Origin of the sequence: Hyphomicrobium album (genome assembly GCF_009708035.1) — a bacterium.
Classification (GTDB): domain Bacteria; phylum Pseudomonadota; class Alphaproteobacteria; order Rhizobiales; family Hyphomicrobiaceae; genus Hyphomicrobium_A; species Hyphomicrobium_A album.
Genome location: NZ_WMBQ01000002.1, coordinates 370976 through 385606 on the forward strand (window position 1 = coordinate 370976; position 14631 = coordinate 385606).

A 14631-nucleotide genomic window follows, 5' to 3' on the forward strand; every position below is an offset into this window, starting at 1 on the left:
CTACGGGCTTCCCGGGGCGCCGCGGGCCAATAGGCGGCATTTGGCGCGACTTTCACGCAGTGGGCCGCAACCAGTGGTTCGCCCTCTTCATGTTGGCCGAGAATGCCGATATGGGAATGCCTATGCCATGGAACGCAATAGCAAGGGCGGTCGGAATCGAGGCGGGTGGCGCCTCGATGCGCGATACGCTGTCGACGCTGTGGAACCGCATCGTCGGTGAGCGCGCCAAGACGCCGGGATACCGCACGGTCGCCTTCACCATCGCGGTGACAACGCTCGCCGCCAAGATGGCCAAGGCGGACGGCGTAGCGCTGCCGGTCGAGGAGCGCGCCTTCGCCCGCGTGTTCAACATCCCGCCCGAGGAGAGGGCGAACTTCGGCCGCCTGTTCGATCTCGCGGCGCAGGACATCGCCGGCTACGACATCTACGCCGGCAAGATCGCCCGCCTCCTGGCCGACGAGCCCGACATGCTGCGGGCGCTGCTGGAGTGCCTTTTCCACGTCGCCGCGGCCGACGGCGTGCTGCATCCCGACGAGGACACGTTCCTTTCCCTCGTCGCCGAGAAGTTCGGCCTGACGCGCGGCGAGTTCCACTCCATCCGCGCCGGCTTCGTCAAAGACCCGTGCAGCCCGTACACCATCCTCGGCGTCGATGGCCGCATTTCGGATGCCGAGCTGAAGCTGCGCCACCGCGCGCTCGTGCGCGAGCATCATCCCGATCGTCTGGCGGCGCACGGCGTACCCCCCGAGCTGCGCTGCGCCGCCAACCGGCGTCTCGCGGCCATCAACGCCGCCTACGACACGATCCTCTCCGAGCGTGGACTGCGTCCGCAGCGGGACGAGCGCCCATGAGCTTCAAGGCGGACAGCAAGCATGTCCACGCGCTGCATCCCTCGTGCAATTGTGGCGACCGCGCCAAGGGCTTTCGCCCCAGTATGATCGTGCTGCACTACACGGGCATGGAGGCAGCGGATCAGGCCGTGCGCTGGCTCGCCGATCCGCGCAGCAAGGTCTCCTCTCACTACGTCGTCGACGAGAAGGGCCACATCACCCAGCTGGTGGAAGAGTGCCAGCGCGCCTGGCACGCGGGCGCTTCGCACTGGGCGGGCGAGACCGACATCAACTCGTGCTCGATCGGCATCGAGATCCAGAACCCCGGCCACGAGCACGGCTACCCGGACTTTCCGCCGGCGCAGATGCAGGCCATCGCCGATCTGTGCCGCGACATCGCGCAGCGCTGGAAGATTCCGCCCGAGCGCGTGCTGGCCCACGCAGACATCGCACCGGGGCGCAAGATCGATCCCGGCGAGAAGTTCGATTGGGCATTCCTGGGAAAGCATGGCGTTGGCCGCTGGATCGAGCCGGCGCCGCTCAAGGACGACGCCCGCATTCTCGATGACGACGCCGGCGCCCGCACCGAGGCGCTGGAGCTATTGCGCCTGTATGGCTACGGCATCGAAAATCCTGGGCGCGACAACTGGTTCTGGCATCTGATCCGCACCTTCCAAATGCACTTCCGTCCGGCCCGCGCCGACGGCCGCCTCGATGCCGGTACGCTCGACACGCTGCGCCGGCTGGTCGCGACGCTTCCCGCTCGCGCCACCTGCTGACTTACCGGATCACTTCGCGGTCAGACGATCGTGTCGGGCCTGACGGTCCTGCGATAAAGGTGCCACGTCGCGTGTCCGAGAACGGGGAATACGACGGCGAGGCCGAAGAACAGGGGCAGCGCCCCCACAACGAGGCCGGCGGCGACATAGCAACCCCACACCGCCATCGTTAGCGGATTGGCGAGCACGGCGCGAACCGACGTGCGTACCGCCGTCGCCGCGCTCACCCGGCGATCGACGAGCATCGGGAACGACACGACGCTGATCACCAGCACTAGGGCGGCGAACAGGAAGCCGACGGCATTGCCGACGACGATCAGTTGGTGGCCTTGCGGCGTCGAGAGTATCTGGCGGACAAACTCGCCAAGCGAGGCCGGAGCCTCAGGGCCCATGATCTGCGTGTACATGGTCTGCGCCACCGCCATCCAGGCAACGAATATGGCCAGCAGCACCAGCCCCAATCGGGCAATGGCGCCGATCGACGGCAATTGGAAGACTTCCGTCAGGTGCCACACCGACGGATCGAGGCCGAGCTCGCGGCGCCGGCTCAAGTCGTAGAGGGCGACGGCTGCAAGCGGCCCGAGCAACGCGGACCCTGCGAGCAACGGATAGACGAGCGGTAGCACCTCGTACCCGAACGACACCCTGAACAGGATCACGCCGAGGATGGCGTAGATGATGCCGAGGAACAGCGCGTGGCTCGGCATCGCCATGAAGTCCGCGATGCCCTTCCTGAGCGCGTCGTTCAAGTCGGCGACGCTGACAGTATTGACCGCCGGCTCGCCGGGTCTCCAGATCGACGACGCTGGCCAGCGCAGATCGACGCCGGGCTGAGGAAGTTCAGAGTGATGGATTGTCTCGAGGTTCGCCATGGCCATACCTCCGGATCGCGTCCGAGCGCACACAGCGCCAAAGAGGGGCCAAGCGCCAATTCGCTTGCGCGGCGCCGTTCCTGAGAGATGCGCTGCGCGCGGCGTCAATTCAATAGGGAAGAGCCCGCTGGGATGCATTAATAAGCCGATCGTGCAGCGTCGGAGCCGCCGCCATCGCCGTCGTCGGACCGCACAAGATCGACTTGATGCTCGATGCTGTCACCGCAAGCGTGAACTGCCGCTTCTGATCCGTCGCGCCGGCGCGCCCCTGGCGATTGTCGCGTCTCGGCTTGCGAGTTACGGATTTTGCACGATCTCCGGTTAGCGTGCGCCTCGTGCATGTGCACGGCGGAGAGACACTATGAAAGCTGGAAGTCTGGCGCTCGCCTCAGCGGCAGCGTTCGTTGGTCTGCTGACGGTCGGAACTGCGCTCGCTGCCGACTTCGGGCCGCCTCCTCCGCCTCCCCCGCCGGAACCCATCGTGTATGCACCGGTGAACTATCACTGCATGCGCTGGACGGAGAGATGCGATCGGCGCTGGGGATTGGGCTCGCCGCGCTTCTACCGCTGCATGTGGCGGCACGGATGCTGACGGAAGGACGGTCTCCGTCGCCGCACCTGAATCGCAGAAAATCATAGAACGCAAAAACGCCCGGGGTTTCCCCGGGCGTTGCTTTGCTCCGTAGCCCTCAATCAGCGGCGATCGAACCGATCATCGCGCCGGTCACGCCGATCGTCACGACGATCATCGCGGTGATCTCGGCGATCGTCGCGTCGCTCAAAGCGGCCATCGTGCCGATCAAAGCGGTCCGGGCGACGCCAGTTCATCGGCGGTGGACCCATGCCGGCGGGCGCGCGGTAGCCTTCACGCCACCAGCCGGCGCGGCGCGGCCCACGCGGGGGCCCGTGCCAGCCGATACGCGGCCGCACTTGGTAGGCGAACCAGCGGTCGCGGTCGCGATACCACGGGCGGCCGACGTAGTAGCGGTCCCAGTAGTCGCGCGCGGCGAAGGTCACGAACGGAATGCGGAAATAGGCGGGCCCCACGTCGGGCAGCGGCACCCAGCGGCCGCGATCGTCGAACGCGAGATACTCGCTGAAGACCCAGCCGCGTCCGCCGTCCCAGCGAACGTCGCACCAGGACTCGTCGCGCAGGCAGCCTTCGATCGACAGCGGCTCGCCGTCGGGAATGACGCCGACGCTCGGGAACTCGATATCCGGGCCGGTGCGGATGTTCACGTTGGCCGTCGCGAAGCCGGGCGCGGCCTGCGCGATTGCCGCGCTCATGGCCAGCGCTATCGCCACGGCAACCAATCTCGAAAGTCTCATTCTGTGCGACGCTCCTGATCCGAGGTGAATCCCTTCAGGGGGTCATGAGGGGCATAACCTTGGCGCCCTTATGACGCATGTGTCGCAACATTTCCGTCGCTGCCCAAATGCGGCTGGAACTTTGTGTGAGCGCGAACTACTTGCGCTCCTGGGCGCGGCGCATGGCGGCGGCAAGCGCGCTTTCGCCGGCACTTTCCGACTTTGGCGGCGGGGCGCTGGAGCGCTGGGTCGACGGCGGTCCCGACGCGCGCGGCGCATCGGCGGCGGAGCGGTCGATGGCGCCCGACTTCATGGTGAGGGCGATGCGCTTGCGGCCGGCGTCGACCTCCTTGACGCGCACCTTCACCACGTCGCCCGCCTTCACCACCTCGCGCGGGTCCTTGACGAAGCGGTCGGACAATTCGGAGATGTGCACCAGGCCGTCTTGATGCACGCCGACATCGACGAAGGCGCCGAACGCCGCGACGTTGGTGACGACGCCTTCGAGCTGCATGCCAGGTTTCAGGTCGGAGATGCTGTCGACGCCTTCCTGGAATGTTGCCGTCTTGAACTCGGGTCGCGGATCGCGGCCGGGCTTCTCCAGCTCGGCGAGGATGTCGGTCACCGTCGGGATGCCGAACGCCGCGTCGGCGTAGTCGGCCGGGCGCAGCGATTTGAGGAACGCGCGGTCGCCGATGATCGACTTCAGCGGCCGCTTGGTCGCCTCCGAAATCTTCTCCACCACCGAGTACGCCTCGGGGTGCACCGCGGACGCATCGAGCGGGTTCTTGCCGTCCATTATGCGCAGGAAGCCCGCCGCCTGCTCGAACGCCTTGGCGCCGAGGCGGGGCACCTTCTTCAAGTTGGTGCGCGCCTTGAACGCGCCGTTCTCGTCGCGGAAGGCGACGATGTTGGAAGCCAGCGTCTGGTTGAGGCCGGACACGCGGGCGAGCAGCGGCGCCGACGCCGTGTTCACGTCGACGCCGACCGAGTTCACGCAGTCCTCGACAACTGTGTCGAGCGAGCGGGCGAGGCCGGTCTGGTCGACATCGTGCTGGTATTGCCCGACGCCGATAGCCTTCGGCTCGATCTTGACGAGCTCGGCGAGCGGGTCCTGCAGGCGGCGCGCGATCGACACCGCGCCGCGCAGGGTGACGTCGAGATCGGGGAATTCCTTCGCCGCCAGCTCCGACGCCGAATAGACCGACGCACCGGCCTCCGACACCATCGCCTTGGTGAGCTTCAGCTCCGGCATTTTCGCCATCAGCTCGGCGACGAGTTTGTCGGTCTCGCGCCCGCCCGTGCCGTTGCCGACGCTCACGATGTCGACCTTGTGCTTGATGCACAGCGCCGCGAGTGCCGCCAGCGATCCCTGCCAGTCGCGCCGCGGCTCATGTGGATAGATCGTCGTCGTGGCGACGACCTTGCCGGTCTGGTCGACGACGGCGACCTTGACGCCGGTGCGGATGCCGGGATCGAGGCCCATAGTGGTGCGCGGGCCGGCCGGCGCCGCGAGCAGCAGATCCTTCAAGTTGCGCGAGAAGACGCCGATGGCCTCCGCGTCGGCGCGCTCCTTCAGCCGCGCGAGCAATCCGGTGCTGAGCGAGCCGGAGAGTTTGTCCTTCCAGGCGCGCTGCACGGTCTCGCCGAGCCATGCGTCCGCCGGCCAGCCGCGGTCGGCGATGCCGAAGGCGCTCCTGATGCGCCCCTCCGCCGGGTGCGGCTTGCCTGCCTCGTGCGCCACGTCGAGATCGAGGTCGAGCACGCCCTCGTTCATGCCACGCAGCATGGCGAGCGCCCGGTGCGAGGGCATGTCCTTGATGCGCTGGCCGAAGTCGAAGTAGTCGGAGAACTTGGCGCCTTCCTCGGTCTTGCCCTTCTTCACGACCGACTTCAGCTCGCCGTCGCTCCACATCCATTCGCGCAGCTGGCCGACGAGCGTCGGCGTCTCGGCGATGCGTTCGATGAGAATGTGGCGGGCGCCTTCCAGCGCCGCCTTGGCGTCGGCTACGCCCTTGCCGGCGTCGATGTACTTCGCCGCTTCCACCAGCGGATCGAGCCCCGGGTTGGCGAGTAGCGCCTCGCTCAATGGCTCGAGCCCAGCCTCGCGGGCGATCTGCGCGCGCGTGCGCCGCTTCACCTTGTAGGGCGCGTAGAGGTCTTCCAGCTCTACCTTGGTCAGCGCGCCGTTGATGGCGCGCGCCAGCTCGGCCGTCAGCTTGCCTTGCTCCTCGATGGTCTTGAGCACGCTGGCGCGCCGGTCCTCCAGCTCGCGCAGGTAGCCGAGCCGCTCCTCCAGCTTGCGCAGCTGCGTATCGTCCAATCCGCCCGTCTTTTCCTTGCGGTAGCGGGCGATGAACGGGACCGTTGCACCCTCGCCCAGCAATTCAACGGCCGCCGCTACCTGCCCAGGGGCAACGTTCAGCTCGGTCGCGATGCGCTGGTTGATCTTGTCCATGTGGCTCCCGGGGCGTGACGTTTTTTTAAGTCGGGTTGGCGTCATACTTCCCGGCGCCCCGCGAGGGAAGTGCCGGTCTGCGGGAAGTGCTACATATCACGTGTGGAGATGGGAGGACGTCACATGCGTTGTCTGTTCGCCGCACTTGCTGCGGCCGTTCTGCTTGCGCCGGGGGCTGCCGCGGCGGGTGAGTATGCGCCGATGAACTGTGCCAAGGCCAAATCGGCCGCCGAGAAGACGATCTGCAAGGACTATGAGCTGGGGCAGCTCGAGGCGCGGATGGCGACGCTCTATGCGGTTGCGACCTCGCTCGTCGCCATGGGCCAGCGCGGCGACATGCTGGGTGCGCAGCGCGACTTCCTGCAGGAGCGCGAGAACTGCGGAGCCGACGCCGCGTGCATCAGGCAGAAGTACGACGCCCGCATTGCCGATCTGCAGGGCACGATCGACGCCATCGCCTCGCGCGGCCCGTTCTGACCTAGTCGAGGCAGTCGAGTTTGACCGCCTCGGCGCAGAGCGCAGCGGGGCGCGCAAGGCTCGTCGGGCGGGCGTTCTTCTATTGGGTCACTCGCAGGAACCTGCGCCACCATGCAAGGCGCCCGGAGGGCGTGGGCGCCTTCACAAGCGGGGCGGCGCATCGTTCGGCGAGGGCATGCAGCTCGTGGGCTCGCGCTACGGCGAACAGGTGAAGCGCTTGGCCGCTGTGATCAATCTGGGTCACGCCGGGCTTCCTCTTTCCACTCTGCGTCATCGCCTAACTCCTGCAGGCAATGCGATGGGGGCATGATGAGGATACGCCTGCCCGATGAACGCCGGCTGAAGGATCGCGGGCCGCGGGTGCCGCCTCGCCGGGGTTGAAAACCGCCTTGGCGTCGCGCGGGTTAGGCTCGAATCGCGCTAACGAGATGGCCGGGCAACCAATGACGCGTGGGACATGGCGCGCAGCGCAACGCGGCGAACGGCGGATAACGGCGGCATCGAGCGGGCGCGCGAGGTTCTCGCCGACGTGTTCGGCTACCGCGATTTTCGTTCCCACCAGGCCGATATCATCGCCACGGTCATCGCTGGCGATGACGCGCTCGCCCTGATGCCGACCGGCGGCGGCAAGTCGCTGTGCTACCAGATCCCGTCGCTCGTCCGCCCCGGCCTCGGCGTCGTCGTCTCGCCGCTCATCGCCCTGATGCAAGACCAGGTGGAAGCGCTGACGCAGGCTGGGGTCAAAGCCGCCTTTCTCAATTCCACGCTCGATTACCGCGAGATGGTCGCGCTCGAGGCGCGCATCGGGCAGGGCGACCTCGACATTCTCTACGTCTCGCCCGAGCGACTGCTGCAGGACCGCACGCTCGCGCTCTTGGCGCGCATCGACCTGGCGCTATTCGCCATTGACGAGGCGCACTGCGTCTCGCAGTGGGGACACGACTTCCGCCCCGAATACCGGCAGCTCAAGGTGCTTGCCGAACGCTTCCCGTCCGTCCCGCGCATCGCACTTACCGCAACGGCCGACGAGCGGACGCGCGAGGAGATCGTTGCCGAGCTGCGTCTCGGCGAAGCGCGGCGCTTCATTGCCAGTTTCGACCGCCCGAACATCCGCTACACGATCTCGGATGCGGGCAGCATGGGCGCGCGCGAGCGCCTGTGGCGTTTCATCGAGACCGAGCACGCCGAGGACGCCGGTATCGTCTACTGCCTGTCGCGCAAGTCGGTGGAGGAGACGGCAGCGTGGCTGTCCGACAAGGGCCGCACCGCGCTCGCCTACCACGCCGGGCTCGAAACGCGCGTGCGCAGCAAGGTGCTCGATCGTTTCCGCCAGGAGAGCGGCGTCATCGTCGTCGCCACCATCGCCTTCGGCATGGGCATCGACAAGCCCGACGTGCGCTTCGTCGCTCATCTCAATTTGCCGAAATCGATCGAGGCTTACTACCAGGAGACGGGACGCGCCGGCCGCGACGGCCTCGCCGCCAACGCTTGGCTCGCCTACGGGCTGCAAGATCTCATCCAGCTCCGCCAGTGGATCGCGCAAAGCGAGGGCTCCGAGGCCTACAAGCAGGTGCAGCGGCAGAAGCTCGCCGCGCTCATCGGCCTGTGCGAATTGCCGAGCTGCCGTCGCCAGTCCCTGCTCGCCTACTTTGGGGAGCGTCGTGCCGAGCCGTGCGGCAACTGCGATAACTGCCTCAACCCGCCGCAGACCACGGACGGCACGGTGCTGGCGCAAAAGGCGCTCTCCGCCGTCTACCGCACCGGCCAGCGCTTCGGCGCCACCTACCTCATCGACGTGCTGCTCGGCCGCGCCAACGAGCGCGTCGCGCGCTCCGGCCACGACAAGCTGCCCGTGTTCGGCATCGGCAAGGACACCGACGAGGCGACGTGGAAGGGCGTCTTCCGCCAGCTCACCGCCGCGGGGCAGCTCACCGGCGACGACGACGGCTACGGGATGCTGCTGCTGACCGATGCGGCGCGCCCCATCCTGCGCGGCGAGGAAAAATTCCTCGTCCGCATCGCGCCGAAGGAGACGAAGACCAAGGCGAAGCGGGCTAGCAAGAGCGCCGCGATCGTCAATGACGCGGATCGGCCCCTGTTCGAAGACCTGCGCAATTTGCGCCGCGATCTCGCCGCTAAGGCGAAGCTGCCGCCCTATATCGTCTGCTCGGACGTGACCTTGGCCGAGCTCGCCATCTTCCGCCCGACCGACGAGGCGGCGCTGCACGGCATCACTGGGCTCGGCAACAGCAAGATCGGCCGCTACGGCGCGGCCCTGCTGGCCACGATCGCCAAGCATCCCCGCCGCGCTTGAGCCCCCTCACCCGGAAGCTCATTTGCATTCGCTTCCGACCTCTCCCCGCCGGGGAGAGGTTAAGGGACGAGGGTCGGCACTCTCTAACCTCTCCCCGCTGGGGAGAGGTCGCGCGCAATCGCGCGAAGCGCGATCAGCGCGGGTGAGGGGGCTACTCGCGGGCGCGGCGCTGCTTGCTGAGATGCCGGCGGAACGCTTCGAGCGTCTCGCGGCTGACGTGATGCTCGATACCTTCGGCGTCCGAATCGGCCGTCTCTGGGTCGACGCCGAGTGCGATCAGGAAATCGCGCACGATAAGGTGCCGCTCGCGCGAGGTGGTGGCGAGCTTGCGTCCCTTGTCGGTGAGGAAGATCGCGCGGTAAGGCTCGCTGGTGACCAGGCCGTCGCGCTGCAGGCGCTGGATGGTGTTGTTCACCGTCGCCTTGGTGACCCCCAGCCGCTCCGACAGTTCGACCAGCCGCGCCTCACCCTTCTCGTCGAGGAGATCGGCAATCAATTCAACGTAGTCCTCGGCCAGCTCCGTCTGGTGCGCGTCGCGCACCCGCTGAAACCGTTCCGCCTGTTGCCGGGCCGCGCGCGCGTCCGGCGCAGCCGGCTTTTTCCGTGTCGAATCCATGCGTGTTTCTAACCGAGCCGGCGTTGACAGCAAAGTTAGCCGCGGCTAACTTAGTCAACACTAACTTTGTTGGTTTGGGCGAATCGTGTCTCTCGTCTTGTGGAGACGACGTCGCCATTCTTGGGGGGAACGGCAGTGATCGCGTCGGCAACCAGGTTTCTGGGGGTTCTACTTTGTGTCGCGGCGGGGGCCGAGATGGCCACCGCGGGCGATGACGACAAATCGCAATACAACCTTTTCAATCCGACGCCGCGCCGCCTGATGCGCGAGATGACGACGGATCGCCCCGACATCACCGAGGTGCCCTTCACCGTCGACGCGGGCCACGTGCAGTTCGAAAGCACCCTGTTCGGCTATACGCGCACGCGCCCGGATGTCGACGGCGCAGAGAGCGATGTCTTCGAGTTCGCCTACACCAACGTCCGCATCGGCCTCACCAACGACGTCGAGCTGAGCCTCGTGTGGCAGCCGTACGGGATCGTCAACACGAACGCGGTCGACCCCGAACCGACACAGAAGCAGTCGGGCGTCGGCAGCGTCGATATTCGCGGCAAGATCAACCTGTGGGGCAACGACGACTTCGAGAAGGTCGGTTCGGCGTTCGCGGTGCTGCCGGTCATCACGCTGCCGACCGATGCGGACAACGGCATCGGTACCGCCGCCGTCGAAGGCGGCGTGGCCGTGTTCCTCTCCCTGGCCCTGCCCGCCGGCTTCGGTCTCGGCCTCAACGCCGGCACCTTTGCCATCGAGGACTACGACACGACCGGCTACCACGCCGAGTATTTGGCGACGGCGTCCGGGTCCTACGAATGGACCGACAAGTTCGCGACCTATGCCGAGATCGTCGCCATCCTCGGCATGCAGGATCCGCGCGGTGACATCCTGCAGCTCGGCGCGGGATGGACCTACGCGCTTACCGACGACGTGCAGCTCGACGGTGGCATCAACTTCGGCCTGACAGATGCGTCCGACCGCTACAATCCCTTCCTCGGACTGTCGATGCGCTTCTAAAGGTCGAGCAGCAGCAGCGCGCGGTTCGGCTTGCGGGCCCGCGCCTGCTTGCCCGGCGTGCGCGGCATCGCGGCGGCGAGCAGGTTGCGCAAGGTCAGCCACTCGAGCTCCTGCGCGAAGATCGGATCGAGCGGCTTGCTCAATATCTCGCTGGCGGTCGCCTGCTTCTCGGCGTCGAGCGCCAGCGCGCGGCGCTCCGCCAGCACCTGGCCGAGCGCGGCCCACGCCTCGCCGCCCAGCTGGTCGAGCGGGATGACGTCGGCGGTGAAAGTGTCCTTCGGATGCTCGGCATCGACCACCACTTGCCGCGTCGCATGCTTGCGCAGCGCGTCCCACACCGGCTTGTGCGCGGAGAGGCGCAGCGGCACGCGCTCGAGGAACGTATAGGCCTGCGGGTGTGGCGCCGCCTTGCCGGCGCGCTTCTTCGCGGGCGCCGCCTGCCGGCCGCGAGGTGCCTTGCTGACTTGTCCCAAGCAGATGAGGCGCATGGGCGTCAGCGCTCCACCGGGCCGATGGCGAGCGTCACGCGCACGTTGCGGCCCTTGCGGTTCTTAAGAGCTGCGGCGCGGTTGTTGTAGTCGCGTGCCGCCTGATGCGCGGTTCGCGTCGCTCGCGCGCAGCGCACGATCACCTCGTCGATCTCCGGGCGGGTATGCACCGCCGCCCCGACCGTTTGATGCAGCACAGGACGCGAGACATTGGCGCTCTTGTACTCGATAGCAATCTCGTACTTGGGCATGACCTACTCATAGCTCTGACTGACAATCATATTACGCAAACGCCCGGCGATGTTGCGCGCGCCGCGCTCGGTCGGCGCGACGATGCGGACGATGACGTCGATGCCCCCGTCGGCGCTCTTCGGCAGATCGTCGACGGCTTCGACAGGAAGGCCGCCGGCGGTGAGGAACTCGACCGACGGCCAGCGCTCCACGGCCTCGAACAGCCGCGCGAATTCTTCCTGATGAAAGCGGATGCCGCGCTCGCGCGGTGTCGGCGAGCTGGCGATGTCTTGCTGGCGCTGGCGGAATTGCAGGATGGCGGAGGCGTCGCGTACGACGGGCAAATCGACTTCGATAGGCGACGAGGAGTCCGCCCGGTACAGCCAATCGACTACGAACTGCAACATCACCCACCCCAAGCAACAGATACAACAAGTTACCTAATGGTTAACGTGTGTACCAAAATTGGATTTTTAGTGATTTGTTCAGCGGCATATACATCGCAATACTTAGTTTGGCGAAGATTTCTCCGCCAAATCAATGGCGTAGATTCTCGAAAAAATTTTCGAGCGGAATCCGAAAGTTAGCTCGGAAGGGCACTCCCGACCGGTCTGCCAGGCTCGCTATTCAGCGGGTTTTAGCGGCGGCGGATCCCATTGGCCGGTCAGCACCTCGCGCTTCGGCGCGTAAATGCGCATCGTCAGCGTGAACGGACCCTTCGGCGCCGGCAACCAATTGGCTTCCTTGTCGGCGCCGGGGCTGGCGTTCTGGAAATAGAGATCGAGCGACCCGTCGGCGTTGGTCTTGAAGGGCATCCAGCTGCTCAGCGCAAAACGGTTCAGCGGATTGGCAACCTGGAAGCCGTCGTTGTCGTAAAGCGTCACCGACCAGAACGCCTCCGCCGGCGGCAGCCCGTCCTTGGCGAAGTGCAGCGTGTAGCCGGCCGCCGCGCCGTCGAGCGGCTTGCCCGTCGCGTCGGCGAGGTTCAGTGGGTAGACCGCGTCCTCCGCCAAGTTGGCGCCGAGACCCAGCTGCGCGACCATCGCGCGCTTCAGATAGAAGTTGCCGTAGACGCCCATGGTGTCGGTATTCATCGACCAGCCGTTGGCGACGCGCGCCAGCGTCGGCGCCTTCCATTGCATCAGCTTCTGCGCGGCCGCGGGAGCGCCGGCGAGCCCTTGCTGCGCGGCCGCTGACGCGCTGGTCGGATCGAAGCTCTTGCCGGCCTCGAAGCCGATCCGCTTCAGGCGGGCGATGATCGGCTCGTCGGTGATGTGCGGCGGATGCAGCTTCAGGAGCTCGGCCGCGTACGCGAAGTAGCGGTCGCCCGGCATCGTATCGACCTGCACCTTCGGCGGCGTTTTCATATCGACGCTCGGATCGACGCTGGCGCTTGGCGCGACCGGTGTCTTTCCCCATTGCGACAGCGGCGTGATCTTGTAGCCGTCCTGGATCTTGTGGACGGCATCGTAGTCGGCCGGGCCGTCCGTCTTCGTGCGCCCGATGACCCACACGTACGGTGTCGGCGCTGCGATGTGCTGCATGTTCTCCGGCAAGCCGGACTCCACGCGCCACCCCGGCGGTGTGACGAGGAAATTCGCCGCCGCCGTTCCGGTCGTGCGCCAGCCCGGAGAGGCGAAGACGTCCGTCCACATGTCGAGCATCGGCAGTAGGTAGTATCGCCCGCCGGTGTCGGGCGCCGACACGACCACAGGCTCCTTGGTGAGATCGAGCCAGGCGCTGGAATAGAGCGTGTCGAAGTTCGGACGCACGACGGCACGCATGTCGGCGCTCGGAAACGCCTGCACGTTCTTGAACGCGTTCGGCGCCCCGCCGATCTCAGAATTCTCCGCGTTAGCGTTGGTGAGTTGGCGCCGCGTCACGTCCATGGTGATGAGCGGGTAGAAGTAGAGATACGCGTCGACGGCGATCGCCCGCGCCTCCGCTTCGGTGATGTCGTCGGCGCCAAGGGGGCTTTGCGGCGCCAGCGCTGCGAGGATGACAGCGGCAGTCGCGGCGGTGCCGCGAACCGTTGCATGAGGCATGGCGTCCTCCCGAGCTACTCGCGACGTGCCGGGCCAGTGTGCGCCGCTAGCCGTTAAATACAATCACCCGGATGGGGGAGGCTTAATTGCGCGTTGACGCGGCTCAGGCGTCTCTAGCTGCGGTCGACCTCGAAGCGCTGGCTGCGGCCGAGGTGAGCCCGCAGCCGCCACGGCAAGAGGCGCCCGGCGCGGATCAGCCACGCCAGCCGGCGCGGAAAGGCGATGTGCTCCTGCCCGCGTTCGAGCCCGCGCTTGATGCGCGCCGCCGTCGTCTCGGCCGATGCAATGAGCGGCAGCGCGCCAACATGCGCCTCCACCTGCGCCGTTTCGATGTGTCCGGGGTTGATCAGGCTCACCTGCACGCCGTCGGGCTCCAAGTACTCGCGCAGCGCTTCGCCGTAGGCGATCAGCCCCGCCTTGCTGGCGCTGTAGGCCGGCGCGTCGGCCAAGGGCTGCAAGGCCGCGAGCGAGCCGACGATGGCGATGCGTCCGGCGCGCCGCGCGCGCATCTGCGGGACCGCCGCGGCGATGCTGAGGATCGCCGCCTCGAGGTTGGTGCGCAGCACCGCGGTGATCTCGTTGCCGTCCTCCATCTCCCGTTCCGGCCGATGCCCGGTGAACACGCCGGCGTTGACGATCAGCAGGTCAAGCGGACGCGCGTCACCGAAGGCCTGGATGAAATCGCGACCCGAGCTGCCGGCGCAGAGATCGCACGCGTGCGTCTCGACGCGTGCCCCGCGCGCCCGGCAAAGCTGAGCGACCACCTGCAGGCGCTCGGCGTTGCGTCCCATGAGGCCGAGCGTGCGTCCGGGCTCGGCGTAGAGCAGCGCCAGCGCGCGCCCCAATCCGGCGCTCGCTCCGGTGATGACTATCGACCTCGGGCTCTCCTGCAACGACCGTCCCCCTCGTTTCCAGCGCCGGCGGTCCTACCGGGTTCTTCGGCCCAGCTTGCCAAACCGCAAGTTAGCGGCGGCTTGCGAGGCTCGCCACGCACTCCTGGCTGCGGTCTATGCACAGTGGCAACGCGCCGATGCTGGCCGTAACGAGCGCTAGGCACGGCCGCCAACCATCAAGACTGCTTGATCAACTGCCCCTGCGGGCGAGGTCAAAGATCTGACCCTTGCTTGAAACCAAAAGGCCACTGGGATGGTAGTCTCTGGCGAGAGACCGAACGATATCGCATTCGCACATGGCACACTGCC

General features: G+C 66.7%; 14 protein-coding genes. 5 read left to right on the forward strand and 9 right to left on the reverse strand.

The genetic code is table 11. The features are described from left to right. Positions 1 to 176 precede the first annotated feature (176 nt). Positions 177 to 851 carry a molecular chaperone DjiA gene (locus GIW81_RS13930; RefSeq protein ID WP_210251943.1) on the forward strand — a complete coding sequence of 225 codons (675 nt, stop codon included), beginning with the start codon at positions 177 to 179 and terminating at the stop codon, positions 849 to 851. Continuing rightward, positions 848 to 1609: an N-acetylmuramoyl-L-alanine amidase gene (locus GIW81_RS13935; protein ID WP_154739979.1), complete on the forward strand. Its 762-nt coding sequence runs from the start codon at positions 848 to 850 to the stop codon at positions 1607 to 1609. The genes GIW81_RS13930 and GIW81_RS13935 overlap by 4 nt, the downstream gene beginning before the upstream one ends. A gap of 20 nt (positions 1610 to 1629) precedes the next feature. Here the strand turns inward: GIW81_RS13935 and GIW81_RS13940 are convergent, their stop codons facing one another. From GIW81_RS13940 to GIW81_RS13950, 3 genes are all read right to left on the reverse strand, one after another. Further along, complete coding sequence (locus GIW81_RS13940; protein WP_229309306.1) at positions 1630 to 2481, reverse strand: DUF2189 domain-containing protein; 852 nt, start codon at positions 2479 to 2481, stop codon at positions 1630 to 1632. A 693-nt stretch (positions 2482 to 3174) separates the two neighbouring features. Next, complete coding sequence (locus GIW81_RS13945; protein ID WP_229309308.1) at positions 3175 to 3768, reverse strand: SH3 domain-containing protein; 594 nt, start codon at positions 3766 to 3768, stop codon at positions 3175 to 3177. 178 nt (positions 3769 to 3946) lie between these two features. Further along, the gene (locus GIW81_RS13950) at positions 3947 to 6247 is read right to left on the reverse strand and encodes a Tex family protein (RefSeq protein WP_154739982.1); all 2301 of its coding nucleotides are present in this window, start codon (positions 6245 to 6247) and stop codon (positions 3947 to 3949) included. 123 nt (positions 6248 to 6370) lie between these two features. Here GIW81_RS13950 and GIW81_RS13955 point away from each other — a divergent pair, with 123 nt between their 5' ends. Both GIW81_RS13955 and recQ read left to right on the forward strand, forming a co-directional pair. Next, positions 6371 to 6724 (forward strand): lysozyme inhibitor LprI family protein, encoded by a 354-nt coding sequence (locus GIW81_RS13955; RefSeq protein WP_154739983.1) that lies wholly within the window; start codon positions 6371 to 6373, stop codon positions 6722 to 6724. Positions 6725 to 7181: 457 nt separating this feature from the next. Further along, entirely contained in the window at positions 7182 to 9038 is a 1857-nt protein-coding gene (recQ, locus tag GIW81_RS13960; protein WP_154739984.1) for a DNA helicase RecQ, read from the forward strand. A gap of 151 nt (positions 9039 to 9189) precedes the next feature. On the opposite strand, the gene mntR is transcribed toward recQ, so the two are convergent. Continuing rightward, positions 9190 to 9654, reverse strand: coding sequence for a manganese-binding transcriptional regulator MntR (gene mntR, locus GIW81_RS13965; protein ID WP_154739985.1), 465 nt, complete (start codon positions 9652 to 9654; stop codon positions 9190 to 9192). A gap of 195 nt (positions 9655 to 9849) precedes the next feature. Here mntR and GIW81_RS13970 point away from each other — a divergent pair, with 195 nt between their 5' ends. Further along, positions 9850 to 10665 (forward strand): transporter, encoded by an 816-nt coding sequence (locus GIW81_RS13970; protein ID WP_154739986.1) that lies wholly within the window; start codon positions 9850 to 9852, stop codon positions 10663 to 10665. Here GIW81_RS13970 and GIW81_RS13975 read toward each other — a convergent pair. From GIW81_RS13975 to GIW81_RS13995, 5 genes are all read right to left on the reverse strand, one after another. Then, positions 10662 to 11153: a hypothetical protein gene (locus GIW81_RS13975; protein ID WP_154739987.1), complete on the reverse strand. Its 492-nt coding sequence runs from the start codon at positions 11151 to 11153 to the stop codon at positions 10662 to 10664. The genes GIW81_RS13970 and GIW81_RS13975 overlap by 4 nt on opposite strands. Positions 11154 to 11158: 5 nt before the next feature. Further along, on the reverse strand, positions 11159 to 11404 hold the full coding sequence (locus tag GIW81_RS13980; RefSeq protein ID WP_154739988.1) for a hypothetical protein: 246 nt from the start codon (positions 11402 to 11404) through the stop codon (positions 11159 to 11161). Positions 11405 to 11407: 3 nt separating this feature from the next. Then, positions 11408 to 11791: a hypothetical protein gene (locus tag GIW81_RS13985; RefSeq protein WP_154739989.1), complete on the reverse strand. Its 384-nt coding sequence runs from the start codon at positions 11789 to 11791 to the stop codon at positions 11408 to 11410. Between the two features lie 216 nt (positions 11792 to 12007). Beyond that, positions 12008 to 13429, reverse strand: a complete 1422-nt coding sequence (locus GIW81_RS13990; RefSeq protein ID WP_154739990.1) for a DUF1254 domain-containing protein — start codon at positions 13427 to 13429, stop codon at positions 12008 to 12010. Between the two features lie 113 nt (positions 13430 to 13542). Next, positions 13543 to 14322, reverse strand: coding sequence for an SDR family NAD(P)-dependent oxidoreductase (locus tag GIW81_RS13995; protein ID WP_154739991.1), 780 nt, complete (start codon positions 14320 to 14322; stop codon positions 13543 to 13545). Between the last annotated feature and the right edge of the window lie 309 nt (positions 14323 to 14631).